The organism is Candidatus Hodarchaeum mangrovi (assembly GCF_975850365.1).
On record NZ_CDLCQJ010000137.1, the window covers coordinates 22,388 to 48,603 of the forward strand.

24 protein-coding genes and 7 tRNA genes are annotated in these 26,216 nt (G+C 32.4%); 19 read left to right on the plus strand and 12 right to left on the minus strand.

From position 1 onward, the window contains the following. The first annotated feature begins 77 nt into the window (after nucleotides 1-77). The 5 genes from ACWVCY_RS13000 (at nucleotide 78) to ACWVCY_RS13020 (ending at nucleotide 2,545) form a co-directional block, all read left to right on the plus strand. Nucleotides 78-1,316, plus strand: a complete 1,239-nt coding sequence (locus tag ACWVCY_RS13000) for an MFS transporter (RefSeq protein ID WP_455143269.1) — start codon at nucleotides 78-80, stop codon at nucleotides 1,314-1,316. A 396-nt stretch (nucleotides 1,317-1,712) separates the two neighbouring features. Beyond that, nucleotides 1,713-1,822: transfer RNA gene (locus tag ACWVCY_RS13005), tRNA-Asp, on the plus strand. An 11-nt stretch (nucleotides 1,823-1,833) separates the two neighbouring features. Then, nucleotides 1,834-1,935 (plus strand) — tRNA-Lys (locus tag ACWVCY_RS13010). Between the two features lie 316 nt (nucleotides 1,936-2,251). Further along, nucleotides 2,252-2,381: transfer RNA gene (locus tag ACWVCY_RS13015), tRNA-Met, on the plus strand. Between the two features lie 30 nt (nucleotides 2,382-2,411). Next, a tRNA-Glu gene (locus ACWVCY_RS13020) sits at nucleotides 2,412-2,545 on the plus strand. A gap of 91 nt (nucleotides 2,546-2,636) precedes the next feature. On the opposite strand, the gene ACWVCY_RS13025 is transcribed toward ACWVCY_RS13020, so the two are convergent. Together ACWVCY_RS13025 and ACWVCY_RS13030 are read right to left on the minus strand one after the other, a co-directional pair. Continuing rightward, nucleotides 2,637-4,001: a signal recognition particle receptor subunit alpha gene (locus ACWVCY_RS13025; RefSeq protein WP_455143270.1), complete on the minus strand. Its 1,365-nt coding sequence runs from the start codon at nucleotides 3,999-4,001 to the stop codon at nucleotides 2,637-2,639. Nucleotides 4,002-4,193: 192 nt separating this feature from the next. Then, nucleotides 4,194-4,721 carry a hypothetical protein gene (locus ACWVCY_RS13030; protein WP_455143272.1) on the minus strand — a complete coding sequence of 176 codons (528 nt, stop codon included), beginning with the start codon at nucleotides 4,719-4,721 and terminating at the stop codon, nucleotides 4,194-4,196. A gap of 264 nt (nucleotides 4,722-4,985) precedes the next feature. Between ACWVCY_RS13030 and ACWVCY_RS13035 the strand changes: the two genes are divergently transcribed. From ACWVCY_RS13035 to ACWVCY_RS13060, 6 genes are all read left to right on the plus strand, one after another. Then, on the plus strand, nucleotides 4,986-6,368 hold the full coding sequence (locus ACWVCY_RS13035) for a tRNA pseudouridine(54/55) synthase Pus10 (protein ID WP_455143274.1): 1,383 nt from the start codon (nucleotides 4,986-4,988) through the stop codon (nucleotides 6,366-6,368). Nucleotides 6,369-6,506: 138 nt separating this feature from the next. Next, a complete protein-coding gene (locus tag ACWVCY_RS13040; protein ID WP_455143276.1) occupies nucleotides 6,507-6,803 on the plus strand; it encodes a 50S ribosomal protein L21e in 297 nt (98 codons plus the stop codon). A gap of 40 nt (nucleotides 6,804-6,843) precedes the next feature. Beyond that, nucleotides 6,844-7,251 carry a hypothetical protein gene (locus ACWVCY_RS13045; protein ID WP_455143277.1) on the plus strand — a complete coding sequence of 136 codons (408 nt, stop codon included), beginning with the start codon at nucleotides 6,844-6,846 and terminating at the stop codon, nucleotides 7,249-7,251. Between the two features lie 66 nt (nucleotides 7,252-7,317). Continuing rightward, nucleotides 7,318-7,391 (plus strand) — tRNA-Pro (locus ACWVCY_RS13050). Between the two features lie 238 nt (nucleotides 7,392-7,629). Then, a complete protein-coding gene (locus ACWVCY_RS13055) occupies nucleotides 7,630-8,169 on the plus strand; it encodes an HDIG domain-containing metalloprotein (protein WP_455143279.1) in 540 nt (179 codons plus the stop codon). Nucleotides 8,170-8,173: 4 nt separating this feature from the next. Next, a complete protein-coding gene (locus ACWVCY_RS13060; RefSeq protein ID WP_455143280.1) occupies nucleotides 8,174-9,169 on the plus strand; it encodes a DHH family phosphoesterase in 996 nt (331 codons plus the stop codon). Between the two features lie 35 nt (nucleotides 9,170-9,204). On the opposite strand, the gene ACWVCY_RS13065 is transcribed toward ACWVCY_RS13060, so the two are convergent. Next, on the minus strand, nucleotides 9,205-9,513 hold the full coding sequence (locus ACWVCY_RS13065) for a hypothetical protein (RefSeq protein ID WP_455143281.1): 309 nt from the start codon (nucleotides 9,511-9,513) through the stop codon (nucleotides 9,205-9,207). Beyond that, nucleotides 9,510-10,097 (minus strand): hypothetical protein, encoded by a 588-nt coding sequence (locus ACWVCY_RS13070; protein ID WP_455143282.1) that lies wholly within the window; start codon nucleotides 10,095-10,097, stop codon nucleotides 9,510-9,512. Before ACWVCY_RS13070 ends, ACWVCY_RS13065 begins: the two co-directional genes overlap by 4 nt. 342 nt (nucleotides 10,098-10,439) lie before the next feature. On the opposite strand from ACWVCY_RS13070, the gene ACWVCY_RS13075 reads away from it, so the two are divergent. Both ACWVCY_RS13075 and ACWVCY_RS13080 read left to right on the plus strand, forming a co-directional pair. Beyond that, nucleotides 10,440-11,072, plus strand: coding sequence for a phosphatidylserine decarboxylase (locus ACWVCY_RS13075; RefSeq protein WP_455143284.1), 633 nt, complete (start codon nucleotides 10,440-10,442; stop codon nucleotides 11,070-11,072). Nucleotides 11,073-11,098: 26 nt separating this feature from the next. Beyond that, nucleotides 11,099-11,866: a CDP-alcohol phosphatidyltransferase family protein gene (locus tag ACWVCY_RS13080; protein WP_455143286.1), complete on the plus strand. Its 768-nt coding sequence runs from the start codon at nucleotides 11,099-11,101 to the stop codon at nucleotides 11,864-11,866. A gap of 6 nt (nucleotides 11,867-11,872) precedes the next feature. Here ACWVCY_RS13080 and ACWVCY_RS13085 read toward each other — a convergent pair whose 3' ends face one another. From ACWVCY_RS13085 to ACWVCY_RS13100, 4 genes are read right to left on the minus strand one after another with little or no spacing between them, the layout of a single operon-like run. Next, nucleotides 11,873-12,694 (minus strand): tRNA pseudouridine synthase A, encoded by an 822-nt coding sequence (locus ACWVCY_RS13085; protein ID WP_455143288.1) that lies wholly within the window; start codon nucleotides 12,692-12,694, stop codon nucleotides 11,873-11,875. Then, nucleotides 12,691-13,803: a GTPase gene (locus tag ACWVCY_RS13090; protein WP_455143290.1), complete on the minus strand. Its 1,113-nt coding sequence runs from the start codon at nucleotides 13,801-13,803 to the stop codon at nucleotides 12,691-12,693. The genes ACWVCY_RS13085 and ACWVCY_RS13090 overlap by 4 nt, the downstream gene beginning before the upstream one ends. Nucleotides 13,804-13,816: 13 nt before the next feature. After that, entirely contained in the window at nucleotides 13,817-14,347 is a 531-nt protein-coding gene (locus ACWVCY_RS13095) for a nicotinamide-nucleotide adenylyltransferase (protein WP_455143292.1), read from the minus strand. Further along, nucleotides 14,344-15,186, minus strand: a complete 843-nt coding sequence (locus ACWVCY_RS13100) for a hypothetical protein (RefSeq protein ID WP_455143293.1) — start codon at nucleotides 15,184-15,186, stop codon at nucleotides 14,344-14,346. The genes ACWVCY_RS13095 and ACWVCY_RS13100 overlap by 4 nt, the downstream gene beginning before the upstream one ends. A 96-nt stretch (nucleotides 15,187-15,282) precedes the next feature. Here ACWVCY_RS13100 and ACWVCY_RS13105 point away from each other — a divergent pair, with 96 nt between their 5' ends. After that, nucleotides 15,283-15,903, plus strand: coding sequence for a hypothetical protein (locus ACWVCY_RS13105; RefSeq protein WP_455143295.1), 621 nt, complete (start codon nucleotides 15,283-15,285; stop codon nucleotides 15,901-15,903). Here ACWVCY_RS13105 and mutL read toward each other — a convergent pair whose 3' ends face one another. Further along, entirely contained in the window at nucleotides 15,904-17,673 is a 1,770-nt protein-coding gene (gene mutL, locus ACWVCY_RS13110) for a DNA mismatch repair endonuclease MutL (RefSeq protein ID WP_455143296.1), read from the minus strand. A gap of 4 nt (nucleotides 17,674-17,677) precedes the next feature. Further along, nucleotides 17,678-20,407, minus strand: a complete 2,730-nt coding sequence (gene mutS, locus ACWVCY_RS13115; RefSeq protein WP_455143298.1) for a DNA mismatch repair protein MutS — start codon at nucleotides 20,405-20,407, stop codon at nucleotides 17,678-17,680. Nucleotides 20,408-20,619: 212 nt separating this feature from the next. Here mutS and ACWVCY_RS13120 point away from each other — a divergent pair. The 5 genes from ACWVCY_RS13120 to ACWVCY_RS13140 all read left to right on the plus strand — a co-directional run bounded on the left by ACWVCY_RS13120 (nucleotide 20,620) and on the right by ACWVCY_RS13140 (nucleotide 24,440). Further along, nucleotides 20,620-20,704: transfer RNA gene (locus ACWVCY_RS13120), tRNA-Leu, on the plus strand. A gap of 19 nt (nucleotides 20,705-20,723) precedes the next feature. Next, nucleotides 20,724-20,859, plus strand: a tRNA-Ser gene (locus tag ACWVCY_RS13125). A 325-nt stretch (nucleotides 20,860-21,184) separates the two neighbouring features. Continuing rightward, nucleotides 21,185-22,054 (plus strand): AAA family ATPase, encoded by an 870-nt coding sequence (locus tag ACWVCY_RS13130; RefSeq protein ID WP_455143300.1) that lies wholly within the window; start codon nucleotides 21,185-21,187, stop codon nucleotides 22,052-22,054. A gap of 62 nt (nucleotides 22,055-22,116) precedes the next feature. Then, nucleotides 22,117-23,121, plus strand: a complete 1,005-nt coding sequence (locus ACWVCY_RS13135) for a vWA domain-containing protein (RefSeq protein ID WP_455143302.1) — start codon at nucleotides 22,117-22,119, stop codon at nucleotides 23,119-23,121. Between the two features lie 158 nt (nucleotides 23,122-23,279). Beyond that, a complete protein-coding gene (locus ACWVCY_RS13140) occupies nucleotides 23,280-24,440 on the plus strand; it encodes a M20 family metallopeptidase (protein ID WP_455143304.1) in 1,161 nt (386 codons plus the stop codon). Between the two features lie 106 nt (nucleotides 24,441-24,546). On the opposite strand, the gene ACWVCY_RS13145 is transcribed toward ACWVCY_RS13140, so the two are convergent. Beyond that, a complete protein-coding gene (locus ACWVCY_RS13145) occupies nucleotides 24,547-25,290 on the minus strand; it encodes a glycerophosphodiester phosphodiesterase (RefSeq protein WP_455143306.1) in 744 nt (247 codons plus the stop codon). Nucleotides 25,291-25,747: 457 nt separating this feature from the next. After that, nucleotides 25,748-26,020 carry a hypothetical protein gene (locus tag ACWVCY_RS13150; protein ID WP_455143308.1) on the minus strand — a complete coding sequence of 91 codons (273 nt, stop codon included), beginning with the start codon at nucleotides 26,018-26,020 and terminating at the stop codon, nucleotides 25,748-25,750. Nucleotides 26,021-26,216 lie beyond the last annotated feature (196 nt).

Genomic DNA, 26,216 nt, shown 5'->3' on the forward strand with positions numbered 1-26,216 from the left:
TTTAATCTAATTGAGGAATTTTAAAATATCATTTTTTTCTTTTAGATTTTCAGATTAAAACAGGGACTGATACATTGATGAATAAAGATAAGTCAAACGCATGGTTTACGGGAAATATGCTATTATTAGGGTTAATATCTTTTTTTGCTGATGTTTCAGGAGAAATGATGACCCCTGTTTTACCTCTTCTTATTGCAGAGTTGGGTGGATCAAATTTAATCATTGGTTTCATTGGAGGATTCGGAGATGCTGTTGCAAACATAGTTAAAGTATTCTCTGGTTATTGGGCTGATATTACTGGGCGTCGTAAACTCATTATCTCAATAGGATATGGGATCCCATTTTTTGCAAAATTTGGTATTGGAATTTCTTCCTCTTGGGTACAAATATTAATATTAAAACCGATAGAACGATTAGGGAAAGGAATACGTGGTCCACCCCGAGACGCATTATTAGCTGATTTAGTTTCTTATGAACTTAGGGGAAAAGCTTTTGGATTTCATAGAATGATGGACACTGCTGGAGCTATAATGGGGTCATTTTTGGCTTTAGTGATTGTAATTGCTTTTTTTGACTCTTTTCATAGCAGTTTAAATATCCTACAGCTAATTATTATAATTTCAGCTTTTATAGCTCTTTTTGCAGTCATTCCAATAGTATTTTTAACAGATTCGCCAAAAGAAAGGAAAGAAAGCAAAGGAAAAGATTCTACGCTACTTGAATCAATATTTAAACTCCCAAAACCATTTTTTAAATTCCTACTTATCTCAACAATCTTTGGTTTTGCAAATTTCACAATATTAATCTTTATCATTCATACTAAGACTGTAATTTTAGGTATTGATGAAACAACATCATTATTTTTGCAAACAGCAGTACCGATCTTTCTATTTATTGTGTTTAATATCACTTATACCCTCCTTTCCATTCCATTTGGAAGTTTTTCAGATAAATATGGTCGTAAAAGGATTTTTGGATTTGGACTTATACTTTATATAATTACAACGGTCGGAATGGCTTTATCAAATAATCTATTTATTTTTATTGTAATTTTTGGAATATATGGTGCTTTTAATGCTGCTACTGATGGTATACAAAAAGCATTTGCAGTAGATTTACTTCCTTCAAAATATAAAGGAACAGGAATTGGATTATTACAAACTATTATGGGTTTGGCAAGTATAGGAGGAGGAATTATTGCTGGAGCCTTGTATGACATCAAACCATCGTTTGCATTTTTCTATGGAGGGTTGGTTGCCATAATCGCGCTATTTTTACTCAATATATGGGATTTCGAATCGCTTGAGAAAGATTGAGCTTAAAAGTTAATGAAAAATACTAGTTCTTTTTCCTTCCTCTTAAGCTTCAATTTTCAATCTTTATACATGAATTTCGTGCAGATGATCAAATTTTATAGAAAAATGAATTGAATAAAGGGTTCATAATTTGAATTAACAGTTAGTAATATACCATTAAGTAAATAATTATAAAATATACCTTTTTAAAATGGAAAGAATAACTAAAACTGATTAATTTTCTAACATTCAATAAATTAATCTTTTAAAAAGTCTTTCTTGATAATTGGACACTCCAGCAATTAAGCTTAAAAATTTTGAAGAGGGGAGAAATAATTGCTGACGATCAGGATTAAACCGCAAAATTCAATCTTATTGGTTGGAAATTAAATTTTCTGAATCGGATTAAGGAAAATAGCCCCGATGGTGTAGCCTGGCCTAGCATTGATGGCTGTCAAGAGGTTTGTGCATTAAGATAGCCCCGCAGAGCCCATCCGACTCGGGTTCAAATCCCGATCGGGGCGCCATTCCTTTAATAGGGCGCATAGCTCAGCCAGGTAGAGCGACAGGCTTTTATTGATTGGAATTATAACAATCAGAAGAAACCTGTTGGCCGAGGGTTCGAATCCCCCTGCGCCCGTTATTTATTTTTATAGCTCTTCAGAAATACCAATTATTGATAAGAACAATTATTATTCTATTTGACCTAATATCCAATTTAGTCCTGAATATTACTCGTCCATTAGTACCCATTTTAATTAAAAAGAAAGGATCAAAAGTAATGCAAGAACCGTTTGGTCTACTATAGAGAAAGTTTTCCGATTCATTAAACCTAAAGAGTTTTTACAAATACCTTTGAAACAATCGTTTCTTTAGGCAAATTTATAATAGTCTACTCTCTCCACCTCCCATTGTCAGAATTAACATCTATTTAACATATAAATAAAGAATTTCCTGCTGGGGTGGCTTAGCCTGGTATAGCGCGGGACTCATAATCTGAGAACCATTCTCACATGAGTAAAAGGGCAATGATTCGCGCTAGGATGAGAAATCCCGAAGTCGAGGGTTCAAAGCCCTCCCCCAGCACTTTCTTTATTTCTATTTGCTACTCCTCTTGCTCCGATAGTGTAGCTTGGCCCATCATTCAGGGCTCTCAATGAGAATACCAGGTGGTCTCTCAGGGGACCCCCTGAGACCCGGGTTCAAATGTCTTTTTCCGAGGAAACAGACTGAAATTCCCGGTCGGAGCATCTTAATTAGCTTACTTTTAAAAAACTGAACTTTGTTCTTAATCTTCAATTTTTATTTAAGGTATGAACAAATATCAAGTCTATAACTTCTCTATCCGCCTAGAAGCCCTTCCATACCTGGAGGTAGCCCTCCTTGAGGACCACGTCGCCCCCGCATCTTTCGCATTACTTTGAGTTGCTTTGACATTTGGTTGAATTGTTGTAATAACAGTTTGACCTCTTGAGGTGAAGTACCAGAACCACGAGCAATTCTTTGGATTCGACTTCCTTTGATAATACGAGCATTATCAAGTTCCTCATCAGTCATAGCTGAACAAATTGCTATAAACCGTTTTACACTTTCTTTACTCTCTGCTTCTAGATCAGTATGTCCGGCCATTAAACCCCCAACTCCTGGAATTTTTGAGACAATTTTTCCAAGAGATGATTGTTTATTTGCAGTTTCCATTTGGGTTTTAAAATGTCTTAGTGTTAATTTTCCTTTTTTAAAGGCATCTCGTAACTCAGCTGTGTCTTCTACTCCAAAAGCTTCATTTACACTTTCAACTAATCCCTCTATATCTCCCATTCCCAGCAACGAACCTACAAATCGTGTTGGATTGAATTCAACTAGATCTTGTATTTTTTCACCTTCTCCATAAAAACGAATGACTCCACCAGTAATAGCAACTGCTGATAACGCTCCTCCTCCTTTTGCTGAGCCATCCATTTTAGTTAAAATTATAGATCCAATAGGGGTTGCTCGATTAAAAGCATCAGCTTGAGCTTGAGCTTGTTGTCCTATGGATGCATCAATGATAAGGATAATCTCAGTAGGTTTAGCAGTTTTAGCAATTTCTTCCATTTCTTTAATTAAGGCTTTTTCCTCTTTATGACGCCCTGTAGTATCAATTAATATTAAATTTGTGCTTTTCTTTTCCTTAAAATGCTTTAACCCATTTTTAATAACATTTATTGCCTTTTTTTCTTTTTCTTCCCCATATACCTCTATTCCAATTGGTTCTATATACTGTTTAAGTTGTGCTAAAGCTCCAGGACGAAATGTATCTCCTCCAATTACTCCAACCTTAAACCCGCGTTTTTGATAGTAATTTGCAAATTTTCCGATTGAGGTTGTTTTTCCTGATCCTTGAATACCAATAAACATTAGGATATTTAGTTCATTGGGATTTAATCTTAAAGGAGCATATCTTTTTCCAAGTAAATCCGTTAATTCATCATAAATAACTTTAATCGTATAATTTTTTCGACTTACAGCCATTGGAATCTGATCTTGCAAGGCTCGTTTCTTAACTTTTTGACTTATATCTAAAACTAAGTCTAAATTAACATCAGTTCCTAATAATGCATTTTCAAGGTCTTGGATGAGCTCATTGATTAACTTTTCATCAACAATAGGAGCTCCTCTGACTTTCAATATAGTTTTTCTTAAGGAAGAGCTCAATGATTCTAGCATGTTTAACAATTCCTCTTTTTGACAATTGATTTAACATTCGCTATTACTTTTTTAAATATGAAGGTAATTTATTTTTACTTCTTAATCTAGAAAACCAAGAGATTAAGGGGAGAATATTATGATTCTTTTTAATTGACTATCTTTATGTTATTCCAGCTATTTTGATTCAAATACAATAACTAATTTTGTCTTTTAACTGTCCAATAGAAAATGAAGGATTGTTATGACTTGTGAACTCATATATTCAGTTTTACCTAGAGATATTTTTCTTGAATTTTGTAATAATTCTTTATTCTCGATTTGAAACCCTAGATGATCCCCAATAACAAAAGTATTAGACTCTGAAATCGCTGAATCTAATTTAGTACCATTTTTATCCAGCAAAAGGATTGATTGATCGTTTAGGATCACGTCTAAATCTTGTGATTGAATATTGATACCTGGAAATTCTTTACCTACAAATATCTTTTTAAGGACACCAGCAATTGCCCGTTCATCTGGATTCAATCCTCGTACCTTATTTCCATCTATTTCCATAATTTTTTGATTTTTCTGGAAAAAAATACTCAAAAACACATCTTTTCGAAAATCATTCGAGAGATAAAATGCTGAAGAAATACATCGACAAATAACATCCAATCGTCCATAAGCTGTTAAAGAATTAAGGGATAATGGTTGAGATGTATCAACAGTATTGGAGATAATTAGGAATTTACGCATTTTTTCTCGTACCTGATTATAACAATAAAAGTAATGTAAAAGGGAGGATAAGATTAAAAAAATATCTTTTTTGATTTTCATTGAACTTAGTGTTCATTAGAGATTCTAATAATTATCCTTAATATATTAATCTTTTATAAAAATCAGTAAAACAGAGAAGTGGAAATAGTTTATTATCGTAAGAAATTTTGCCTCAAATAAGACAATTTGTTGAATAGAAACTTTAGATTTTAGATTTTCTTCTTTAAGATGAAGGCATAGTTAATGGACTCCAAAATTCTAGAGAAAGTTGAAAAGGTAATTACAGACATCCATTGTTGTAATGCTTGCCTAGGTCGACAATTTGGTAACCTATTATCAGGACTCACTAATTATTCACGAGGGATTGCACTAAAAATAATAGTATTGATGGAATGGGAACATCGTTATAGAATACAAGATGTTAAAGCAACTATTTTCAGCTCTCTTCTTTCTAAAGATTTTGATATAGGGATTAAATCGCTCCAAAGACATTTCCCAGATGTTATTAGTTCATCAAAACCATGTGATATTTGTCACGACCTTCTTTTAGCAGATAATTTAGATCAACTTACTCAAAAAGCTTTCATTTCGTTAAAGGAGTATGAATATTCGACATTCCTCGTAGGTAGTATATTTCCACCTGTTATACTTGATTCAGAAGATAATATTCGAAGTTCCTATAACTTGGAATTTGGTGAATCTATTAAAGCAGAATTCAATCGTGAAATTGGCAAACGTTTACAAAGCCTTGTACCTAATGTGATTGTAGAATTCAAAGCACCTGATATTGTGGTTACTTATGATCTCATTGAAGATAAAGTACTCATAAAGAGCAATCCCCTTTTTATTTTAGGACGATATCGGAAACTTGAGCGGGGCATTCCCCAATCACGATGGTTTTGTCGAAAGTGCAGAGGAAAAGGCTGTGAAAGATGTAATTTTACTGGAAAAATGTATCAAGATTCTGTTGAAGAATTCATATCAGAACCATTTCTTTTAGCTACAAATGCTTCCTCAAGTAAATTTCATGGAGCTGGACGTGAGGATATTGATGCACGAATGGTTGGAACAGGTAGACCATTTGTTCTCGAAATCTCAGAACCACGTATTAGAAATGTGAATTTAGATCAGCTAAAGATTCAGATTGAGGAAAAAGCTTTGGGAAAAGTAGAAGTAGAGTTTAAGGGGTTCACTAATCGAGCTAAGGTTCGAGAATTAAAAACAAGGTCTACTAAAACTGCAAAGGCTTACCGAGCTCAGATCTCATTGAATCCTCCTATAGAAATAACGGAAACATTAAAGAAAGGGATTATAAAGAATTTTCAAGAAAGTATCATTAAACAACGTACTCCTCACCGAGTTGTTCATCGTAGAGCTGACAAAATTCGCGATAGAAGAGTAATCACGTTTAGATTCGAACATATATCACCTCAGGAAATTACAGTTTTTATTTTATGTGAGGGGGGTTTATATGTTAAAGAATTAATTTCTGGTGATGAGGGGAGAACTACCCCTAGTTTATCTATGCTGCTTAATACGCAAGCTATAGTAACTAAACTAGATGTGATCGAGGTTCTTGAACCTTCAAACTCATTACTTTCAACAAATCCTGCTCAGTCAGATTAATTATTTTTGAACGATTTTTTATATAAGAAAACTATTTTTGATATTCAATTTCTCCATCTAAATGACGTTATGATACATTAATACGTGTAATTATTCACAAGCCCCTACATATAGTATAATAACACCGAGGATCTTAATATGGTTAAAAAATCTAAGGGTAGCAGCTTCAGGACTAGGAATTTGTTACATAAACATCCCAGAAAGCGAGGAGTACCCTCCTTATCCCGTGTTCTTACTGAATATGAAGTTGATTCTAAGGTTAACATAATTATAGAACCAAGTATTCAAAAAGGACAACCACACAGGCGATTTCATGGAAAAACAGGTGTTATTCTTGAAAAACGGGGCCAAGCATACCTTGTTCAAGTCACGGATGGAAATTCTCAAAAGAAAATAACCACCCGTCCTGAACATTTAAGAGCTCAATCTGAATAATTCAGTCTATCTAAGACCATTCTACAGGATTGGGGAATATATGGTTAGAAAAATCACAGAGGAAAAGCCAATTCCTCTAGGCCAAGTTTTTGAACTACTCCAGGTACGAGAGGAAGCTGGAATTAATTACGTCCAGCGAGTAACTGCTCAGCATGCAGAAAAACTGTCTCGTAATGCAGCTTATTCAGAACAAGTCATTGAATCATTTCAAAAGGATTTTAATCTATCTCGTCTACTTGCCGTCCAACTTGTCAATCTTAATCCGAAAACAACAAAGGATGTTAAATCAGTGGTAGGGGATCGATTATCTAATGATGAAATCGAAAAATTGCTTGAATGTTATTCAGAATTTGTAACTAAACTCTTATCATCTGCACCTCCCAGTAAAACTGAAGAAGAAGAATCTGAATTAGAAAAAGATACAGGAGAAGGGTTTGAAGATCTATAACTTCCCTTATATACGTCTTCTCAAAATCAACCATCTTTTATAGTAATCAAAGTTTTAATCTTACTTGGGCAGGTAGTCTAGCTTGGTATGATCCTAGTTTCGGGAATTAGAGGTCGTGAGTTCAAATCTCACCCTGCCCATCCATATCTAACCTCTATTAATAGGTGAAATAAATAATATACTTTAAATTTGTTGAAAATTAAAACTTGGTTTTTAGGATATTTACTTAATTCCAGTATGAATTAAGTGGTTCAGAAGAACGAAGTCATTCTTTGTTTATAGTTCTATTATTTCTTATCAAAATTATCTCGCTCAATCAGGTTGTCAATAATTGTAGTATTCATATATGGATTTTTGAAAGTAATAATGGTGAACTAAATGAATATACTACCAAATTATTTAACATGTATTGAGCTTCACCTTCAACATCATTCACTACCTCAAGTTATTGATCACGTCATTTTTACGACACAAACAGCATTATCCATTGCTAAAGAACTCAAAGCTCTTTTTCCAACTTTAAATTGTCAATTAGTTTTAGCAGGTGGAATGTTACACGATATTGGAAGAAGTCAATCTCATAATATAGATCATGGGATCATTGGAGGAGAAATTATTAAACAACATGGATTCCCAGCCGAATTAGTATATATTGTTGAAAACCATATTTTTGCTGGTATTTTAAAGGATGAAGCATACGAATTTGGTCTTCCAACAAAAGAATATTTACCAAGTACTATCGAAGAAAAAATAGTAGCCTATTCTGATAATATATCCAAAAACCTTCAAATTTTAAGTCGCGAAGAAGTCTTGAATTATTTTTCAAAATATTTAAGCATGAATCATCCTGTTATGAGAAGAATCAATGAACTCCATGAAGAAATTGAAACATATTTAAAGATTTCAAGAAGTGAATAAGACTATGAGATTATTACCAAATCTAGATTCCTTAACAAAATACTTGCAACAGAATTTTGATGATATTTTTTTAATTATACATCCTCAAGCTGATCCTGACGCAATAGGAGCTGTTATTGGGATAAATGCTTTGATAAGATATTATAATCCTAAGGTAAAGATTTTTTTGTTGAAAAACTCATTTAATCATCTGGGAGAAAGAATATTTCATGAATCTGAATTAAAAATTGATTTAATTTTTGAGAATGAAACTCCGTTACAAGGTTTAATCATTCTTCTTGATACTCCTCAAATCATTCCAGAGACAATCGATCCCAAAAATAAATTGATAATTATTGATCACCATATCAAACAAGACCTATTATTTCCGATTGAATTTGATTTTAGAGCTGAATCATTTTATTCAACGACAGAAATTATCACCTCCATTTTTTATCATGATAAAATACCATTGAATGCTTCTGTTAGGAAAGCTTTGCTTGCAGGCTTACTTTTTGATACACAAAGATTTCTCCATGCTGATTCAAATGTTTTTCACGCAGTTATGTTTTTAATTCAAGAAAATTTTAAGATATATCAAGAAACTCTGAATTTATTATTGTTTGATAGAGAATTCTCTGAAAAAAGAGCCTGTATCAGGGGTGCTCAACGAATGAAGCTAGTAAAAATATCTAATTTCGATTTTTTATTTACCCACGTAAGTTCATTCGAAGCAGCTGTGGCAAGAGCTCTTCTACGATTGGGAGGTGATGTAGCAATTGTTATTTCAATACATAAGTATGAAACTCGAATTAGTCTTCGAGCTTCATCCCAATTCATCTTAGAAACAGGGATTTCTTTAGGTAAGGATATTATTCCAGTATTAGTCTCAGATTATGGAGGAATAGGAGGGGGTCATGATGGAGCTGCTGGTTACAACAATAAGAAAAAATTAGGGATAAATGAGGTAAAAACAAAAATTATAAATCTGTTTAAGGAGATTTGTACCACTATTGAATAAATTATTTTTCATATAAGTGATAAGTGATTTTTTTATTATAATATCAATTCTTCACGGATTAAATCATATTCCTCTTTATCCACTTCGAAAGTATCATATTTCATTTCTTTTTGGGCAATTAGAACTGCTAAATTATGTTTACATTGAATGATTCTTTCATTTAGTACTTCATTTTGAAAATCGTAACATCGACACCAAAAAGGATTAACTATCACTAAATAATTCCTTTCATTTCCCACTACAACCCATCGTTCAATAACACCATTAATAAGATACTTTTTAACTCTATTCTCACTTACTAATCTATTTGCTTCATTTTTTCTATCTTTAAACTCTGTAGTCACGATTTTTCCACCAAGGAGAGTAGATAGGTTGTTGCTTCGAAGAGATCTGTTGAACGATCCGCTTCAGTATTCAATTCAGATAATTTTTGATTATAAACTTCATCTGGAAGCTCTTCAATTTTCTGACGGAGATTTATTTCCTCGAGTTTTCGATCTAATGATTTTTTCTGATCTTGCAACTCATTAATTAATGAACGAAAGTGCACCCTGATTTTTTCTAACTTTATTTGAATTGAATTATCTTCATTCATATATTCTTCTTTTAATGAGTTATAAACATGATCTTGAATTTTATCTCGTTTTTCGTGAAGTTTTTGAAGGCTATTAACCACTCTTTCTTTCTCCTGTATGAGGATTAATAGACCATGTGGTTTTTCTTCTTCATTATCTGCTTTTTCTTCAATATTTTTTAATTCATGACTTATTTCATTAATTTCTTTACCTAGGTCATGCTCTTCAATCATAGCTCTTAATTTTAATTTCTCAAGCTTAACTTCAAGCTCAGATTTACGCTTTTTCACCTTCAATAGAGATGCGAGCTTAATTATTTCCTCAGATGAAAGATTTTGTTCATCTATAATCATAATTGTCTTGACTCCATTTTCAGAGTATTCTCATTATTCACGATATTTTGGTTTATTTATATTTTAAAGATTCTTTTGGGGGAAATTATTAAAGATTTAAATGCCATTAGTTGACTTGTATAGGTCTTATGAAACCGAAAATAAAAAAGGTTAGTTATTTCAAGGTTTCTAGAAAAATAAACTGTATTCTACTTAAAGAAAGTATTATATATTGAAACCAGATATTCAGATTAATAAAATTACTGAAATTTAGAATCTTGGAACAAAACTTTAAAGGCTTCCTGATGATTGTTTAAGTTTTCCTCCAAAAAAATTTAACTAATATAATATGAGACAGCTTAAATGCTTCAATTAGCAAAAGGTCATGAAAAGGGAACTCTTGCACTTCTCACAATAATCCCATTATTGTTCTTCTATGGACTAGTCCATTCAATTTTAATACTATCAATCCCAATAATTTTTGTGATCTTAGTATTTCATTTGTTTTTCTATAGAGATCCAAACCGAATAATCACCCCTGAGGATTCCTATTTATTTTCTCCTGCTGACGGAATAATTTATGAAGTAGATCCAAAAGATGGGATTGTACGTATCAGAATGTCCCTCCTGAATGTTCATGTTACTCGTATGCCAGTTTCTGGAGTAATTACAAATATAACAGAGCAAAATGGGAAACATTGGCCTTTCTTTTCCTTCCTTTCTCGAGGCACAAAAGAAAATCAAAGACAAAATATTGAAATTGATAGTATTAATGGAAGAATAAGAGTGACTCAGATTGCTGGAATGATTGCACGAAAATGTAGTATTTTTTATCCTATAAAAACGCATATTGAGCAAGGCCAACGTTTAGGTATTATTCATTATGGAAGTGAAGTAGATCTACATTATCCTCCAGAAACATTTCAAGTGCTTGTCCACAAAGGAAACAAAAGCATTGCTGGAGTTACAAAAATAGCAAAAAAGATTGAAAACTAAAATAATCTGGTCGAGGAAAGCTAGTTATGGTAAGAACAAATAAATTCTTTTTTATTGCCTTAAGCTTTACCTTGTTTAATGGATTATGCGGTTTATTAGGTATTAGTTTAGCTCTGAATTCAAAATTCTTACAAACCACACCATTTGCCCCTGTCCAATTAATAATTCTTGGTGCTATCTTTGATTTCTTAGATGGAAAAATTGCTAAGATGGCTGATTCTGAATCTACAATTGGGCTCTATGCTGATTCAGTTTGTGATATCCTAACTTTTGCTGTTCTTCCTGGAATTTTACTAATTAAAGCTCCGCTTATATTCAATGAAAACGCATTATTTTCAAATTTCTTTAGTCTTTTAATTGCTATGTTCTATTCTCTAGCAGGATGGGCAAGATTAGTTCGTTTTACATTTTATCCAACAAAAATTTATTTCGAAGGGTTCCCTTCCCCAGCAGCAGCATTATTAGTCGGTTCTAGTGCGGTTCTGGCACGATTTAGAGAATTGAATTGGGTTTTTTGGCCTACTGGCGAATTATTAACCTTCATTGCTGTTATAGCAGCGATTTTAATGGTTTTACGTATTCCTTATCCTACACCCAAGCGTCAAATGACATCTGATACCACTTTTATAATAATTGCTGGTATTGTGGTGATTGTCTTTTTTTTCCTCCCCTCATTAATAACCCTTAGTGGAGTTCTATTTATTGCAATATTATATACAATTCTCGGACCATATTATCTCCAAATTACAGAGAAGAAAAAGGAATCCACCATCAATGAGATAAATGGAAAATAGAAACTATTATTCTATATTAGCATAGAAAAATGAATAAACATGCTCATTTCTTTTAAGGTCAATTAGAATGCCCTTAATAGTCTTGAAAAAATTATTAAGTGATTTTTGGTCAATTTTAAAAGATAAATCAGGATAAGAAATATCTTCAAGTATTAATCCTACAGAGGGAGCGATGGGGGGCCTTGGCCAATCAGCTGTTTTATTCAATAGATTCAGAGTATGATCAGAATTATATCGACCTTCAGATATCTCTATTAAATGCCCAACAATTCTCCTTACTTGATGCCATAAAAAAGATCTGGATTCAATTCTAATTTGGTAGGTATTATCTCCATGAGATATTAATTCAATACTTTTAAGATTTCTAATAGTTTTAGTTGGATTTTTTAAGTCTTCTTTAGAGAAAAATTGAAAATCGTGGGTGCCTTGAAGATATTGAAGAGCTTTTTTGGATTCATCAATATTAAAATTTTCCATTATAAGAAAGTAGGAATATCTTCTAGAATTCGCATCATATCTTGGATTAAAAGCTGAAGAAACTTCCCTTACTCCAAGGATACAGATATCATCTGGGAGATATGAATTAATTTCCGTTAAAATGGGAAATTGAGAACATTTTAGAGAAAAAACTTGTCTCAATGCTCCAACACCCCGATCTGTTCTGCTAGCTATCTTTATATTTGAATTATTAATAGAATTTAGTAATCGTGATTCCTTAAGGGACATGGCAACTTTTGTTAGAATGTTTGTAGAATCGTGGAATTGTTTACTAAAGCCACTGTATTTTAATGATGGAAGATATGATAAAAGAAAAGCATAATTATTCATTTAGAATCAATCCGAGATTCTGTTCTTTGAGTGATGACTTTAGCAATTTTGATTTCATTGGAATAAAAAAATTTTGTGAATATATCAATTATAGTCTTTTTATCTCTCATGGATAGAAGTTTAATTTCTTTTTGAGGAAAATTCTTAACCCAAAACTTAGAAAAATCTGTTTCTTGCTCTTTTGTGAATATATCTGACTTACTTCCAATCAAAAGTAACGGAACATTACTAAATTCATTTATTATTTGTTTTAAAAGATTTATTTGTGCTTGAAGAGCCTCATACTGGGTAAAATCAAAGATGAAGACTATAGCAGTTGCTAGAGTTTTAATTGCTGCAAGAGCTCGAAGCTCAATTTGATTTCGTTCCGTGAGTAGACGATCCAAAATTCCTGGTGTATCAACAATCTGAACTATTATATTAGTCAAAGGTTTAATTGCGTCTTTAGATCCGAAAATTGGTATTTTAAGGTGTCCTAGTGTTACTTCTTTTGTTGTAAAGGGGTAAACACCAATTTCTGGAGTCGCATCAGTTATTGTATTCACTAAGGAACTCTTTCCGACATTGGGATACCCAGCTATACAAAATATTGGTTGGGTTAAATCAATTCCTGGTAATAAACGCATTTCTTGGCGTACTTTTTCAAGAAATTGTAATCTCTCGTCAAGTCGTATAATTACAGATTTCATACGTCCGAATGCAGATCTTCGAATAAATTTTGCATCTATAACAGAAGCTGCCCTCCAAGCATTTCCTAAATGTTCACGTTTTATTTTCCATACAACCTCTGCTGTTCCAGTAATAGAACCTAGGGTTTTTTTTAGCTCATTAATATCATAGCTTAAATCTAAGATTTCAACATAATAAGCATTTATAGTATCCGAATCCAGTTGAGGAAATTCTTCAACAATACGAAATAATCGAGATCTTAACTCTTTTGAAAGAAGTTCAATTCTAGTAGCTTCTTTTCGTCTCATTCTAAGAAGAGGAGGAACATTTTCAGATGTTCCTCTAATAGATGTTTTCATTACAGCTGTTTGGGCCATCTGGAATAATTTTTCCGCTTTAGGAATTGGGATTATTTCACGGAATGGATTAAAAGAAGGCATCAAACATCACTTATTAGCACTTAATTTTTGAATCAGAGATTGAACGAATTCTACTGATACCATCTATGGATTCAATAATTTTAGTAACAGCAAGAGGAACAAGTTCTTTCCATTGATTCCCTTCAAGCATTAATTTACGAATTCTAGTTCCATTTAATTCAGATCGATTAAAAGGCCCAATAGGTTTAACCGTGACTCCTGCCTCAAAAAATAACCTTTTTGTCAATTCATTATTAGTGATAGCATAAGTAAAAGGAGGACAATAACTTTTAAGGTGTTTTACCCAAATAGAGTATCTGTGAATATCAGGAACCGATGTAATAATAATTTTAGAAAGAGGAAGATTAGCCTCAATAAGAGAGTTGTGAATCATTAAAATCCGTTCCCCTGCGGTAAAAGGGTTTTGAAAGGTATGAGATTCTTGAGTGCTTCCAATTGCCACAATAAGCTCATCCCCCTGAGCTAAAATTTGTTTTGTTGCTTGTAAATGACCATTATGAAAAGGATTGAACCTTCCAACAAAAATTCCACATTGATTCGTCATAATTTATCCCCATCATTGGGTTTTTCCTTTTTATCACTATTTAATTTTTTTTTCTTCTCCAAAATTGCATCATCAAGGGTAATATCACCAAAAGCTACAGCTTCAGCCAGTTGAGAATCAACAGTTAAACGGTTATCTGATCTTTGTCTACTCCAATTCTTTATTTCTTTAATGTGACCTTTGGGAATGAAATTTCTTACCATATCATTGTATTGCTTTCCAGACCTCTGTGCAATAGAAAATGCTGCCCCTTCATTTATTCCTAACTGATGCTTTAATTTAGCATTTTTAGACGTTGTAAATGATTCTTCAACAATTTCAAGAGTAAATTTGGGTTCTTTTCCTAAAAAGGAGAACAGTTTATTGAATATGATATTTGAGACATAAGGTGGTCGGTTTCCGATTCTAATTACAATTTCCTCACTTGGAAAGGTGACCACTACATCCTTAAGTTTATTTATGAGTGTATTTAGCTTTGCTGTTGTAGCATATAATAACATCCCATCACAAACTGCTGCTAATCCTATTGTTTTTCCTGGATCTATCCCTATTATTAATTTTCTAAATATCGAAGTTTTTTTACGAGCTATTAACCCAATAATTCTAGGAACAATGCTTGGCTCAATTTCATCTGACTTTAAACTAATTATTTTACTATTTGGTTCAATAGTTTCTGCAGATACGGTTGTAGTAATGATTAAATCGAAATCTTCAATTGGAATAGTTTGATCCGTAGCAAAAAATCGTGTAATCAACCGAGGTGCTTTTAAGTATTTCATAAGTTTATAGTACAACCGCATATCCTCGGTTTGAATTGCGATTTTGAATTTTCGGGGCATTTTCCAAGTATATCCTTGAAAGATCTCTATTGATTTCTTCAAAAATATTAAATCAGTAATAATTTAAGATGTCATCTCTTTTATGAAATTCAACATATGAAAGACCCTCTAAGTGAGATATTTACTTGGAAAAATATAGTAGTTCAATTCTATGGCCAGCCAGGAACATTTAAAACAACTTTTTTAGTTCAAATTATGCAAATTAAGCTTAAAAATGGAAATAACAAAATATATTTAATCGATCTAACTGGAAAATTTCCAGTCATCCGTTTTCAACCAATTAAACACCTTTTAAAGAATATGGTTATATTTCAGCCCAAATCACTTAAGGAAGAAGCTCTTCTACTGGATGATCTCTTCGTTCAAGTATTAGATGAAAGATCAATTCTATTCATTGATGATGTTTTTCGCCATTCAAACTTAAATCGAAGGGAAGAAATACATCTAAACTCATATATTGCAAGTTTAATCTGTTCAATCTCTAAAAAGTTATCCTTTCCAGTTATTGTTACTAATCAAGCACGATACTTTAACAATTATTTTCAGCCTTTCCTTCAAAATTTAACCCTTCATTATTTTCATTGGCATTTTTTCTTTGAAAAAGGGATTAAACCAAACACATTAAATATAAGTTTATTTAAGAAAGAAAAATTTATTATTCAATATGAATATTCTCTTGATTCAAAGGGATTCCTAATAATTCCAAATTTGAGTTAATCAGATCCTCCCAACATTCTTCCTTATTTCTTGATAAGGGATTCGGAAAGTAATTGGCCTTCCATGTGCACAGACTCTAGGATTCTCAGTTTTTAATAAATCATTTAGAAGCTCCTGAACTTGTCGAAAAGACAGAAATTCTCCAGCACGATAAGCAGAATGGCACGCGATGATATTTAAAATATCCTTAATTTTGTCTTGAACAACTATTTTTGGAATGTTATCAAAAAGATCTATAAAAAAGTCATTTAAATTACCTTTAGTCAATATTTGAGGAATTCCATGAATTTCTAACATAAATTTATTATTTTTGGGAAATCTGATGTCAAATCCAAGATTTGACAATTCTACAACTGAATCAATAATAATAATCCGTTGTTGTGGGCTTAATTCCACTCTGAATGGATCTAGGAGGGTTTGTGTTAGAATTGTTTTAGTCTCATACATTTTAGTAATTTTTTCTAAATTAATTCTTTCAGATGTCGCATGAAAATCCAATATTATGAGGTCATTCGATGATACATCTTCTAAAATTAAAAATTCTTTTCCAAGATGACCACGATATTTAACACTTGAACCAAGAATTCTTAAATCGGTTTCTTGCTCTTTTTGAGAGAGGTTTCCTTCTAAAAAATGATCTAGTTCACTAATATTACTGTTTTTTTCTAATACAAGTTTTGGAAATGAGAGATAAGGAGTATGATTAGAATCTTGTGACTTTTGTGCTAATTTAGTCTGCTTGATCCTTGAAATAGGGGATAATTTTGGCATAAGAGTCTGTGTTTTAAGACAATGAACGATAGTAGAGCTAATTACATTATGTATTACTTGTTCATCAAAAAAAAGTACCTCACGTTTTTGTGGATGAATATTTACATCATATTGATCAGGAGGCATCTCAATAAAAAGAAAAGCTATTGGATAATGGCCTTTCATCATGTAGTCATGAAATCCTTCTTCTAACGCCTCTTGAAGTAAATTAGATGCAATTCTTCTTCTATTTAGAAAGAAATATTGATATTTTCGATTTCTTCGTAATTTTCCCAGTTTACTAATGTATCCCTGTATTGAAATATCATTTTTTTGGTTTACTCCTATATCGATGATAGATTGTACAATATCTACACCTAGAGTCTCTTTTATTACAGGAAGATGTGTTAATGTTTTAATTGTTTGAAACTCTACCAATCCATCAGAAATAAACTGAAAAGTGATTAGGGGATTAGCAATTGCATATTGGGCAACAATTTCGTAAATGTAGGCTTTTTCAACACTAGTTTTTTTCATGAATTTCCTTCGGACATTAAAATTAAAAAATAAATCTCTTACACGAATAGTTGTTCCTGGAGACGCCCTTATTTCTTCAGAAATTGTAAATTTTTCAACATCTCCTTCTGTTGAAATAATACTTGCTAATTCTTCATTCGAGGTACGACTAGAAATGGAAAAACGAGATACTGAAGCAATTGAATAAAGTGCTTCACCACGAAAACCCATAGTTAAGATTTTTTTGAGATCTTCTTCGGTACGAATTTTACTTGTTGTATGGCGTTTAATGGCGAGAGGAAGATCTTCAGCGATTATTCCAGAACCATTATCGTGAATTTCAATTAAATCTTTACCTCCATTTTTAATTATTACACGAATTTCAGTAGCATTTGCATCAATAGAATTTTCCAGAAGTTCTTTCACTACTGAAGCAGGTCTTTCGACAACTTCTCCTGCTGCAATTTTACTAACACATATGGGATCTAAAGTCTGAACTCGCAATAGATCATAAATCCTCCTGAATCTCATTATATAGTCTTTTTATTTCTTTAATTATGTCTTCAAGATCGTTTAAAGCTTCAATGGGAGTTTTAAAGTTAATATCAACATTGATGTAATTTTTAAGAAATGCAAGGATTTCAATCCTTAAGTCTTCTAATTTTTTCAATCTTTCTTGTTTATTTGTAACATTAGACAAAGCTTCTACTAAAGATAATTGTCGAGGCCCTTTTTTATCAGAGGCAACCTCACTATTATATTCTGCTGATATTGATTCTAATTTTAATAACTTCTTTTGAGCAGATAATATTACAGAATTTGGTATTCCAGCCATTTTTGCTACACTTATTCCAAAGGAATGATCCGTTGATCCCTCTTTTATTTTATACAATAGCATTAATTTTCCATTTCGCTCCATAGCAGTCATATGAAAATTCTTTATTCGTTTAGAAAAGTTTTCTAATTCACTGAGCTGGTGATAATGAGTAGCAAATAATGCCATACATTTTATATTTCGAGCGATGTGTTCAGCAATAGCCCAAGCTAATGATAATCCATCATAAGTACTTGTGCCCCTTCCTACTTCATCCAAGATGACTAAAGAGTCACGAGTACTATTATTTAGAATATGAGCCGTTTCTAGCATCTCTAACATGAAAGTAGATTGACCAAAAGCTAAACGATCAAATGCCCCAACTCTAGTAAAAATTTTATCAAATATACTCAATCTACAATCATTAGCAGGAACCCAAGAACCAGCTTGAGCCATTAACACAATAATTGCTACCTGTCGAATGAAAGTACTTTTCCCTGACATATTTGGACCAGTTATGATATGAAGTTCTCCCTGATTAAGATCAGTACTATTTGGCACAAATCCTGATTCTTTTTGAAGTAATTCAACAACCGGGTGTCGTCCATTAGTGATTAAAATACCTTTTTCTTCTACAAATTTAGGTTTAACAAAGCTATTACGGATAGCGGTAAATGTATAACAAATTATCACATCTAATTCAGCAAGTAATTCAGCAAAAAAGCGGATTTGAGAAACAACGGCTGAAACTTGATCACGAACTTCACAAAAAATCAAATATTCCAATTCATTAATCCTTTCATCTACATTGAGCTTCTTTTCCTCAAAATCTTTAAGTTCTGGAGTAATGAATCTTTCAGCATTCACAAGAGTTTGTCTTCGTATATAATCGGTTGGAATCGCTTCATCTCCTCCAGCCTCGCGTATTTGAGCTTTGGTAACTTCTATGTAATATCCATGAACAGAATTGAAACCGATTTTAAACTTAAAATTAACTCGTGACTCTTCTTTTTCACGAATTTCCTTTAAAATTGATTTATGATTAGATTTAAGTCTGTGAAGATTTTCCAACTCTTTATTATAAGATACTTTGATAAGATTACCTTCTCTTAATGTTGTTGGTGGATTATCAAGTATGGCATGTTCAATGATCAGATGTATTTTTTCTAGTGGAGAAGAATTAAAACTAGTGATTTTCTTACAAATATATGAATTTAGATCCTGATTATGATGTAGTAGTCCGATAATTTCCAAGCTTAGTTTTAATGATAGTTTTAAAGTGATCAAATCTTTTGCATTTACAGTACTGTACGTTATTTTAGTCATTAATCGTTGAAAATCAGTTATGTTTGTAAGAAGATCTTGTACTTCTCTAGCTAATTCAAGATTAGACTGAAATTGTTCCACTGCATCTAACCGTTGGCAGATTATTTCTTTATCCCGTAATGGTTGCAATAACCATCTTCTAAGTAAACGTGCTCCCATCGATGTACTAATATCATTGAATACCGATAAAAGACTACCACGAATACTACCATCAAAAGCATTGCCAACAATCTCAAGATTTCTTTGGCTAGTAGAATCGAGTGTTAAATAATTCCTATTTGATATTGTCCTCAAAGAAGAAATATTACTTGGAAATTCCTTTTTCAACATTGATAGATAGATGATAAGTGCACCTGCTGCTCTTACTCCCTCAATCATAGCCTCACAACCGTATCCCTGTAATGATTTTACATCAAAATGGTTCAGTAAAGCAGATCGGGCAGTATCATAATTAAAATGGGTTTCATTAATGGGAGAAATCATTATTTTTGGAGGAGAGGAGATAATATCGAGAAGCGCCTTATATAATTCTCCTTTTCTAGTGACATCTGGAATTATAATTTCTGAAGGTTTAAATCGTGTAAATTCATCCCGGAACATATCTAGGGAGTTCTCTGAAAATTCAGAAACTAAAAATTCCCCTGTTGAAATATCAACAAAAGAAACACCAATCATATTTTTCTTTTCATTAAAAGCAATGCTTAATAGGAAGTTATTTGTTTTATTATTTAATAAGGTAGGTTCAAATAAAGTCCCAGGAGTTATAACTCTCGTTACTCCTCGCTTCACAATTTTTCCTGATGGAACATTTTTAGCATCTTCTAACTGATCAACAATTGCTACTTTATATCCTTCTTCTATCATCTTATTAATATAAGAATCTAATGCCTTCACAGGAATACCTGCCAATGGGATTCCTCTTTCTTCATCTTTTCTTGATTTTCGTGAAGTTAATGTGATATCTAAAACCTTTGATGCAAGTTTTGCATCTTCATAAAATGTTTCATAAAAATCCCCTAATTGAAAAAAGACAATGGTATCGGGAAATTTCTTCTTGATCTCGAAATACTGTTTCATAGCTTTTGTTGTTTGGCTCATTGGCTTCTAATCTCGAAAACAAGTGAAAGGAACGATTCAGGATAGATAATATTTATTAATCGCAGTTATTTATATGTTCCCCTGATTGTTTCTAATTAATAAAGATCCAAATCCTTATCTATCCCCTTCTATAGTTCCTTAATTATCAATCAGTAATCAATTTAGATTATTAATAATCATTGAAAAATCAATCGAGGATAAAAAAACATAAAGCGGGGGTTTCCCAGTCTGGTCAAAGGAGTCAGGTTCAGATCCTGGTCGTGTAGACGTTCGTGAGTTCAAATCTCACCCCCCGCATTTAAGGAAGATTATTAAAGCCGAGGTAGCCAAGCTCGGTAAGGCGCCAGACTCGAGATACCTTTGTTTAGAACTAGAAATCTGGTGTGCTTTGCACTCGTGGGTTCAAAAAATAGATAAAAGCAATTATCTATTTGAAAATCCCACCCTCGGCGTTTATTCTATTGGGGTATATAAATTATATTAAAAAAGGATTATTAGTTTTTAATGAATCTAGATCTACCAATACATCCCTTTCACAATAGAAATGACAAAATATTTACATAACTTAATTTATGCATGAAAGTTGATTACGAAAATGAGGGCAAAAGCATAAATAGAGAATAAAGAGATGGCGTTCTTTTGCTGATATTAGCTGGGTAATTGTAAATGTATTTATTATTATCCCAGAAATTCGTTTATGCTAATTAAAATGGTTATTATGAATAATATATTCGATAGGATTAATGATTATTTAATTATTACCTGTTGGTGACATTTGTGGATATAGAACAAATTATTTTAGATATTCAAGAGAAATTTGGGGTTGTAGGTCGAGAACGAACCCTCCGAAAACTTATACTTGGAAAAACTGCAGGAAAACATATTATTATTGAAGGTCCTGTTGGAGTAGGTAAGACAACCTTAGCACATGCAGTTGCTGCTTATTTTGACCAAGGATTTATTCGGATTGATGGAGATGAAAGATACACTGAATCCAAGCTTGTTGGTCATTTTGAACCCCCTCTCGTTGTAGAAAGGGGATGGGTATGGGATGCTTTTGTACCTGGTCCATTAACTCTTGCGATGAAAAATGGATCGATTTTATTTATCAATGAAGCAAATCGATTAATTGAAGGAACCCAGAATGTATTATTACCGTCCATGGATGAAGGTATATTAATTTTACCTAAATTAGGTGTCGTAAACGCAAAAGAAGGTTTTTTAGTCGTAGCAACTCAAAACCCAGAATCTTATATTGGAACTACTGTGCTTTCTGAGGCCCTAAAAGACAGATTTGTCTGGATTAAACTTGACCATCAAGGATTTGAGGAGGAGCTTGAAATTGTAAAGAAAAAAGCACAAATTGGAGATGAAGATAATCTAATTGCAGAAACAGCAGTAAAAATAACTCGTGCAACAAGAAACCATAGCGATATTCGACGAGGTTCTTCTATCCGAGGAGCAATTGATCTAGCTAAAATTCTAAGTCTAGTGTCAAGTATGAACTTAGAAACAGTTTCTGAAATGGCTATTATGACTCTAGCAACAAAAATAGAACTTGAAGATGGGGTAGAACGACCTATTGAAGATATTATTCATGAGATAGTCGAAGCAGTGCTATCAGGGGAAGAAGACCGTTTTTTATAAGCAGTTCCCGGGAATCTCACCGGGAATACAAGAAAAATATTAGATTATTTGGTAGACTCAATATGGAGGATCTTGCTGAAGCAGCTATTGCTGCTGGCGATACACTTCCAAGGCTAGATAAACTTGATTTAGCAAGCGTAGAAAGGTTAACAGAATCAGCTATTGAACATGAAAACCTTCCTGCACTGATGTCTCTCGCTAAAATCAATAAATACGCAGTTTCTAATATATTGAATCCAGAACGCTTAGTTTCCCTTGGAAGAGTGGCTGGTTCTGGAGGAATATACACTCCAAAACTTTTTTTTGTCATGCGTGGAGTAATCGATTCGAAACGACGAAAAATTCTAAAAAGGTTAACACGGACAGCAATTTTAAAAATGTCTCTAAGGGTTGCTTCTGAGGGATTGCGAGGAGATATTCCTATTAGAGGAGAATATCAACCTGATGCAGATTTTGATCTTGAGGCCACCATGGATCAGATTTTAGAACGTTATCCGACTGGTATTCCAGCACTAAAAAGTAGTGATATTGTTGGAATTGAACGACGTGAAAGGAAAAAGAATGGAGTTCTAATTCTCGATGCCAGTGGTTCCATGATGGGAGAAAGAAATATCAATGCTGCACTATCATCAGCAGTAATGGCTTATTCTATGCGAAATGATAAGTTTGGTGTAATTGCATTTAATACAAAAGCTTTTCTAATAAAGGGAATCAATGATGATGTAAAAATTGATGATATAATGGATAAAATCCTTGATCTTGAAGCTGTTGGGTATACTAACATTGAAGATGCTCTTAAAGTGGGTGCATTACAATTAAAAGGGTTAAAAACTCGATTTAAATGGGCTATTTTATTGAGTGATGGAGCATACAATAAAGGGGGCGATCCACGCTATCTTTGTCGACAATTCGAAAAATTACATGTAATAAATCTTCCAGGAGGTAAAAAATGGGGAGAACGAGTCTGTAAAGATCTTGCTCGACTTGGTGGCGGTAGATACGTGGTTGTTCGGAATTATAATGAAGTCCCACGAGCTTTAATGAAAATTTTAAGATCCCCTTGGTAATTCTAGAAATATCTCTATTAAATATTTTCAATCATCATAGAGGAGGAGGAGAGAAAAATAGATAATCCTAAGGGATTATCTGAAATTATATTTAAAATTCTAGGATATTCGGTGTAAAGTTTTTTAAGGAGAACTTTTTTCGTCTTATTGAGATTAAAATGATGGAAGATTTATTAAAAGAACTCGATCTAAATTATACTCTAAGACTTCTAAAAGATATGATTAGTATTAACTCAATTGTTGGGAATGAGGGTGAGATGGCTGAATTCATTAAGAATGAGCTAGAAGCATTAGGTTTAAAGTGTATAGCTGTTGAGGTAGAAAGAGGCAGACCAAATATTTATTCAAAACTAACTGGAAAAACTACTGGAAATAAAATTAATTTCAATGGCCATACTGATACAATACCCATTGTAGATGGATGGGAAACTGATCCTTTTGATCCTGTAATTAAAGATGGAAAATTATTTGGTTTAGGAGTCTGTGATATGAAAACAGGTATAGCATGTACATTAAATATGTTACGAGCTTTCGTTGAATCAGAACACTCATTCAACGGAGAACTCTCTTTTTCTGGTGTAGTTGATGAAGAGGGATTTGGAAAAGGAGCTAAAGCGATGCTTGCATCTGAGTATGGAAAAGTAGATGCAATTGTATTAGGAGAACCTTACTCCGGGGATGAGTTAAAACCAATTCCTCTTGGAATTACAGGAAAAATTTTATATGAAATTTTAGTTAAGGGAAAAGCAGCACATGCTTTTCGACCAAATTTTGGTATAAATGCAATTGAAGAATTAGGGAAAATTCTAGCAAACCTTAATAAACTTAATTTTCAAAATCATCCAAAATTTGGAAAAGGTAATTATTCTACATTGAAAATAGAGGGAGGATATGAGATTTATTCTGTAACGGTTCCTTCATTTGCTCGTATGGAAGTGAATCGGTTATTAATTCCTGGAGAAACAGTTCAATCAGCTATTGATGATATGAAGAACTTGATTCATTCATTAAATCTTTCTGCTGAAGTAACTGTGAATTTAAAACCTCCACGCTATGAAGCATATATAGATGATCAAAACCATCCTATTTTTCAGGTATTTGATAGTGTTTATCGTACAGTGATGGGAAAAGCTCCTCTATATGAATATACTATAGGAATTACAGATGCTAATATTTTTGCAGGTGAAGGGCAAATACCATGTCTTCATTTAGGACCACATCAAGAAGTCGCACATCAAAAGAATGAGTATGTTCCAATGGATTGCCTAGAACCGTTATCAACAATGTACTCTTTAATTGCAGTAAATTTCCTTAAATAATTTATGAATAATAAATCACTATGATTTATTATCTATTTAGAGAGCCTCGAGGGTATTTTTTATTGAAAAACAATTAATTAGCATTACTAGGTCTAAAATTATGGTTTTAAGTCATATTTTCTTGAATATCTCGAAGTCTATTAGGGAAGTTTGTTAAAATACCATCAACGCCTAAATCAATAGCTTTTTTCATTTCTGGAATTGTATCTGCATAAAAATAGAATATTTTAATTCCCTGATCCTGGCATTTTTCAAAAAATTCAGGTATCAGAGCTGTCCGACGAATTTGGACAATATTTAGACCTAAATTGTTTACAATATCTAAATAATCATTCCAATGTCGTTCTTTTTGTAGTAATATACATGAAATTTCTGGATTAATTTCTTGGATATTAAAAATATTTTCTAAATACCTAGCAGAGATAAAGGTTCTCTCTTCAATCTTAAAATGGTCAATAACCTCTAAAATACTTTTCTCAAACCAGTTTGATGAATCCAAGTATTTTAGCTCAATATTAAACAGAATAGTAGAGGAAATTTTAGTCAATATCTCAATAGTGTCATATAATGTTGGTATTCGTTCATTAGTAAACTTGGGATGAAACCAAGAACCAACATCTAGGGATTGAAGATAAGAATAAGGATGATCAATGATCTTACCAGATCCATTAGATGTACGTTCAATCCCTTGCCGATCATGAAAAACCAATATGTAATGATCTTGAGAAGGTTGAATATCAAATTCAATCATATCTGCATACTGAGAACCTGTTTTGAAACAAGTTAAAGTGTTTTCAGGAGCTAAACCTGCTCCACCTCTATGTGCTATATTAATTACGATGAGGTTCACCCAGCTTTGAAGTTTTGATCTATTATTATTCCATTTAACACAATATTATCATATGGTAAGAAATTCATATTATGAACAGTCCCCGACACACCAAAATTTCTACTGGAAACCTCCTTTTAATAAATATATATTATCTTACCATATTATATTATATATCTAAATAATACAATGGAATCTTTAATTACATTTTCTTTCTTACTGAAATTACACAGATATAATCTAGTTTTTAAAAAAGAATCAACGAGGTAGTACGTATATAATAAATTGATATTTTGTCGAATTAACTAACCGAAATATGATAAAAAGATTGGTGTTCATAATACCCTAATGTTCCAAAGGAAATGAAGGGGTAAGGGCCCATATACCTAGATAATATGTACGCTAAAAATAAAATAATTTCCAACCAAATCTTGTTAAATGAAGTGACAAAAAAAGAGATTAAATTTTTTCTACTATTTTAACTTATCCGGTAAAAAACTTTGGGACGTCCTTTCGATTTTCCAGGAACAGAATATTTAACGACTTTTTTATAAAGAATAAGACGTGTCAAAGCATCATAAATTGTTGTTCGTGCTATTCCTGTTTTTTTGCAAATATCTGTTCTTGTTGCAGGTTCAATTTTGGTTAAAACATCAAGGACTTGTTTATCAGTTTGATTTACTAGTTCAAAGGCAAATTCCTTTTCATTTTCCTTCTCTAAGAGATCTGTTTCTTGTATAGATTGAGTCATAAATATCCACTAATGCCTTTTTTTCTCTTAAGAGTCATTAAGGTTAGGTTATATTTAAGATTTTCAGTATTACTTTGAGATCAAACATTCATTCGTTCATTTTTAACTTAAAGAGACGAATGAAAATTAATGAAAAACCTATTGGACGAAAGGAGAGGTTTTTTACAACTCAATTCACATTCATAAAAACCTGTGA

Excerpts from the sequence above, each read along its gene's own strand:
- ACWVCY_RS13000 (WP_455143269.1), top strand. The coding sequence starts at position 78 with ATGAATAAAGATAAGTCAAACGCATGGTTTACGGGAAATATGCTATTA.
- ACWVCY_RS13040 (WP_455143276.1), top strand. The coding sequence starts at position 6,507 with ATGGTTAAAAAATCTAAGGGTAGCAGCTTCAGGACTAGGAATTTGTTA.
- ACWVCY_RS13030 (WP_455143272.1), bottom strand. The coding sequence starts at position 4,721 with ATGCGTAAATTCCTAATTATCTCCAATACTGTTGATACATCTCAACCA.
- ACWVCY_RS13035 (WP_455143274.1), top strand. The coding sequence starts at position 4,986 with ATGGACTCCAAAATTCTAGAGAAAGTTGAAAAGGTAATTACAGACATC.
- mutS (WP_455143298.1), bottom strand. The coding sequence starts at position 20,407 with ATGAGCCAAACAACAAAAGCTATGAAACAGTATTTCGAGATCAAGAAG.
- ACWVCY_RS13070 (WP_455143282.1), bottom strand. The coding sequence starts at position 10,097 with ATGATTATAGATGAACAAAATCTTTCATCTGAGGAAATAATTAAGCTC.
- ACWVCY_RS13060 (WP_455143280.1), top strand. The coding sequence starts at position 8,174 with ATGAGATTATTACCAAATCTAGATTCCTTAACAAAATACTTGCAACAG.
- ACWVCY_RS13150 (WP_455143308.1), bottom strand. The coding sequence starts at position 26,020 with ATGACTCAATCTATACAAGAAACAGATCTCTTAGAGAAGGAAAATGAA.
- ACWVCY_RS13140 (WP_455143304.1), top strand. The coding sequence starts at position 23,280 with ATGATGGAAGATTTATTAAAAGAACTCGATCTAAATTATACTCTAAGA.
- ACWVCY_RS13100 (WP_455143293.1), bottom strand. The coding sequence starts at position 15,186 with ATGCCCCGAAAATTCAAAATCGCAATTCAAACCGAGGATATGCGGTTG.
- ACWVCY_RS13090 (WP_455143290.1), bottom strand. The coding sequence starts at position 13,803 with ATGCCTTCTTTTAATCCATTCCGTGAAATAATCCCAATTCCTAAAGCG.
- ACWVCY_RS13135 (WP_455143302.1), top strand. The coding sequence starts at position 22,117 with ATGGAGGATCTTGCTGAAGCAGCTATTGCTGCTGGCGATACACTTCCA.
- ACWVCY_RS13055 (WP_455143279.1), top strand. The coding sequence starts at position 7,630 with ATGAATATACTACCAAATTATTTAACATGTATTGAGCTTCACCTTCAA.
- ACWVCY_RS13085 (WP_455143288.1), bottom strand. The coding sequence starts at position 12,694 with ATGAATAATTATGCTTTTCTTTTATCATATCTTCCATCATTAAAATAC.
- ACWVCY_RS13045 (WP_455143277.1), top strand. The coding sequence starts at position 6,844 with ATGGTTAGAAAAATCACAGAGGAAAAGCCAATTCCTCTAGGCCAAGTT.
- ACWVCY_RS13025 (WP_455143270.1), bottom strand. The coding sequence starts at position 4,001 with ATGCTAGAATCATTGAGCTCTTCCTTAAGAAAAACTATATTGAAAGTC.
- ACWVCY_RS13075 (WP_455143284.1), top strand. The coding sequence starts at position 10,440 with ATGCTTCAATTAGCAAAAGGTCATGAAAAGGGAACTCTTGCACTTCTC.
- ACWVCY_RS13080 (WP_455143286.1), top strand. The coding sequence starts at position 11,099 with ATGGTAAGAACAAATAAATTCTTTTTTATTGCCTTAAGCTTTACCTTG.
- ACWVCY_RS13095 (WP_455143292.1), bottom strand. The coding sequence starts at position 14,347 with ATGACGAATCAATGTGGAATTTTTGTTGGAAGGTTCAATCCTTTTCAT.
- ACWVCY_RS13105 (WP_455143295.1), top strand. The coding sequence starts at position 15,283 with ATGAAAGACCCTCTAAGTGAGATATTTACTTGGAAAAATATAGTAGTT.